2 protein-coding genes and 3 pseudogenes are annotated in these 3,772 nt (G+C 66.2%); all 5 read left to right on the top strand.

Going from position 1 to position 3,772, the window contains the following annotated elements; translation table 11 throughout:
- Positions 1-903 (top strand): annotated as a pseudogene (murA, locus tag JCM25156_RS23605) (UDP-N-acetylglucosamine 1-carboxyvinyltransferase); the annotation flags it as partial.
- A 105-nt stretch (positions 904-1,008) separates the two neighbouring features.
- A complete protein-coding gene (gene hisG, locus JCM25156_RS10925) occupies positions 1,009-1,749 on the top strand; it encodes an ATP phosphoribosyltransferase (protein WP_034959402.1) in 741 nt (246 codons plus the stop codon).
- Positions 1,746-3,056, top strand: a pseudogene (gene hisD, locus JCM25156_RS23600) (histidinol dehydrogenase). The gene hisG and the pseudogene hisD overlap by 4 nt, the downstream one beginning before the upstream one ends.
- 87 nt (positions 3,057-3,143) lie before the next feature.
- Positions 3,144-3,362: a translation initiation factor IF-1 gene (gene infA / locus JCM25156_RS10915; RefSeq protein WP_010508114.1), complete on the top strand. Its 219-nt coding sequence runs from the start codon at positions 3,144-3,146 to the stop codon at positions 3,360-3,362.
- A gap of 17 nt (positions 3,363-3,379) precedes the next feature.
- Positions 3,380-3,772: pseudogene (locus JCM25156_RS23595) on the top strand (Maf family protein); the annotation flags it as partial.

Genomic DNA, 3,772 nt, shown 5'->3' with positions numbered 1-3,772 from the left:
CGGCACCCGCCCCGTTGACCTGCACCTCAAGGCGCTGGAAACGCTGGGGGCCCGGATCACGCTGGAAAACGGCTACATCAACGCCTCCGCCCCCGACGGGCTGAAGGGGGAGCGGGTGATCCTGCCCTTCGCCTCGGTGGGGGCCACGGAAAACCTGCTCATGGCCGCCTGTCTGGCCAAGGGGCGGACCGAGATCATCAACGCCGCGCGTGAGCCGGAAATTGGCGATCTGGTGGCTGTCTCAACGCCATGGGCGCGCGCATTACCGGCGTGGGCAGCGGCAAGCTGGTCATTGATGGCGTGAAGGAACTGCATGGCGCGCGGTACCGTGTCATGCCCGACCGGATCGAATGCGGCACCTATGCCTGCGCCGCCGCCATTACCGGGGGCGAACTGCGCCTTGTCGGCGGCCAGATCGAGCATCTGGGCGCGGTGGTGCGCGCGCTGGAGGAAGCGGGCGTGGAAATGGTGCAGGAAGATGGGGCGATCCGTGTCCAGCGCACCGGGGCGCTGCGCGGGGTCGATATCATGACCGAACCCTATCCCGGTTTCCCGACCGACATGCAGGCCCAGTTCATGGCGCTACTGTCGGTGGCGGAAGGGGCCTCCATGGTGACCGAAACCATTTTCGAAAACCGGTTCATGCATGTGCCCGAACTCAACCGCATGGGTGCGCGCATCAACGTGCATGGCTCGTCCGCCATCATCCGGGGCGTCCACTCCCTGTCCGGCGCGCCGGTCATGGCGACGGACCTGCGGGCCTCGTTCTCGCTTATCCTCGCGGGCCTTGCCGCCCATGGGGAAACGATCCTGAGCCGGGTCTACCACCTTGACCGCGGGTACGAAGCCGTGGAGCGCAAGCTGGCCCAGTGCGGCGCGCATATCGAGCGGGTGGCGGGCTAGTCACGGGCAGTGCACGAGAAAAGCGCCCTTCCTGCATGATGGCCGAATGTGGTATGCGCGCATGTCACGAAAAAGCGCCCTGCCCGCCGGGGCGCGCCCGCTCTCATGTCGGAGAATGCATTGACCGTCCTGTCACCGGCCCAGTCCCCCGTTCCGGAAACGGATAGCCCGCTGGTACTGGCCCTGCCCAAGGGCCGTATCCTCAAAGCCGCGGCGCCGCTTCTGCATACGGCGGGCATTGTGCCCGGCCCGGATTTCAACGACGAGAAAAGCCGCCTGCTGCGTTTTGAAACCAACGACCCCGGTGTGGACGTGGTGCGTGTACGCTCGTTCGATGTCGCGACCTTCGTCGCCTTTGGCGGCGCGCAGGTCGGCATATGCGGCGCGGACGTGCTGATGGAATTCGACTACCCCGAAATCTACGCCCCGCTTGACCTGGGCATCGGGGGGTGCCGCATTTCCATCGCCCAGCCGCGCGACAGGAGCGGGCTGGAGGATAATCCCAACCGCCTGTCACAGGTGCGGGTGGCGACGAAGTATCCCTCCATCACGCGGCGGCATTTCGCGGCGCGCGGCATCAACGCCAGCATCGTCCACCTGCATGGCGCGATGGAACTGGCCCCGGTGCTGGACCTGTCGCACCTGATTGTCGATCTGGTCGATACCGGGTCCACCCTGCGCGCCAACGGGCTGGAGGAGACCCACGTCATCGCCCACGTCACCAGCCGCCTGATCGTGAACCGCACGGCGCTGAAAACCCAGCCCGAGCGTATTACCGCCCTTATCAACCGTTTCCGTACGGCGCTGGCTTCCCGCCCGGCGCAAGCCAAGGACCAGAAGGCATGAAGCGCCTCGACACCACGCAGCCCGATTTCCGCACGCAGTTCAAAGGTCTGCTGGCCGAACGCGACAGTGACACCGCCAGCGTGGACGCCCCTGTGGCTGAAATCCTGGCCGCCGTGCGCCAGCGCGGGGATGAGGCGCTGTGCGAATTCACCCGCCGTTTCGACCGCATGGACGTGACACCCGCAACCCTGCGCATCACGCCGGAAGAAGTGACCGCCGCCTGCGCCAGCGTATCGCCCGAACTGCTGGAAGCCCTTGAACTGGCGGCGACCCGTATCGAGTCGTTCCACAAATCACAGATGCCCGATTCCCTGCGCTATACCGATGCAGCCGGGGTCACGCTTGGCATGCGCTGGACGGCGCTGGATTCGGTCGGGCTGTACGTGCCCGGCGGCAAGGCGGCCTATCCCTCCTCCGTGCTGATGAACGCCATTCCCGCCCATGTCGCGGGTGTCGGGCGCATCGCCATGTGCGTTCCCACGCCCGATGCACGCTCAACCCGCTGGTGCTGGCGGCAGCACGGCGCGCGGGCGTGACCGAAATCTACCGTGTAGGCGGCGCGCAGGCCGTGGGCGCGATGGCCTACGGCACCGCCACCATCCCCCGGTGGACCGCGTGGTGGGGCCGGGCAACGCCTATGTGGCCGAAGCGAAGCGGCAGGTTTTCGGCACGGTGGGAATCGACTCCATCGCCGGCCCGTCGGAAGTGGTCGTGGTGGCCGATGGCAATAACGACCCCCGCGCCATCGCGCTCGACCTGCTGGCGCAGGCGGAACACGATCTCATGGCGCAATCCATCCTGCTTACGCCCGATGCCGCCATGGCGGAGAAGGTGGAACGCGCCGTGGCGCTGGAACTCGAGACCCTGCCGCGCGCGGAAATCGCCCGCACAAGCTGGGACGCCCATGGCGCGATCATTACCGTACGGAACCTGGATGAGGCGGCGGATCTGGTCAACGAGATCGCGCCGGAGCATCTGGAGCTCATGGTCGATGCGCCCGCGCCGGTCTTTGAACGGGTGCGCCATGCCGGGGCCATCTTTGTCGGGCGGTACTGCCCCGAGCCATTGGCGATTACGTGGGCGGCCCCAACCACGTGCTGCCGACCAGCCGCACGGCCCGTTTCTCGTCCGGCCTTTCGGTGTTCGACTTCATCAAGCGCACCACGTTCATCGAGGCGCAGGCCGAGTCGCTACGTGAAATCGGCCCCGCCGCCGTAAGCCTGGCGGAGGCGGAAGGGCTTGACGCGCATGCCCTGAGCGTGGCCGTAAGGCTTGCCGCGCTGGACCGCGCGCATGATGGAACTTGACCGCCGCCGTTCACATCCCCACATAAACCAACCGTATTACGCTGCGGGCCCGTGGCGAAACGGCAATTCCAATGATCGAAGGACACGATGTCTAAAGAAGACATGATTGAATTCAGTGGCACGGTAACCGAACTGCTGCCCAACGCCATGTTCCGCGTCACGCTGGATAATGAGCATACCATTCTGGCCCATACCAGCGGCAAGATGCGCAAGAACCGCATCCGTGTCCTGGCGGGGGACCGCGTGAATGTGGAAATGACGCCCTATGACCTGACAAAGGGTCGCATCACCTTCCGCTTCAAGTAAGCCGCGCATTGTCGGTCATGACCGGAGCCTCCACCCCTGCCGGGGTGGATGCGGGCGCACAGATGGTCCTTGCCTCGGCCTCCCCCCGGCGGCTGGAGCTTCTGCGCCAGATCGGGATCGTCCCGAACCAGATATGTCCCGCCAATATTGACGAGACACCCCGGCGCGACGAACTGCCCCGCCCGTACGCCCAGCGTCTGGCCGCTGAAAAGGCGGACCATGTGGCGGCTACGCTCGATGTCCCGGCACTCGTCATCGCCGCCGATACGGTCGTGGCCCTTGGCCGGCGCATCCTGCCCAAGGCCGAGGACGCGCAGACCGCGCGCGCCTGCCTGAACCTGCTGTCCGGCCGCCGCCACAGCGTCCATACGGCTGTCTCCCATCCCGCCCGACCGCCGCATGGCGGGACG

This window comes from Komagataeibacter kakiaceti JCM 25156 (genome assembly GCF_000613305.1).
Note: the sequence above shows the minus strand (reverse complement) of the source record. Positions and strands in the feature narration are given on the sequence as shown.

What these genes read in the sequence shown, in the direction of transcription:
- hisG (WP_034959402.1), top strand. Translation starts at nt 1,009, where the DNA reads ATGTCGGAGAATGCATTGACCGTCCTGTCACCGGCCCAGTCCCCCGTT.
- infA (WP_010508114.1), top strand. Translation starts at nt 3,144, where the DNA reads ATGTCTAAAGAAGACATGATTGAATTCAGTGGCACGGTAACCGAACTG.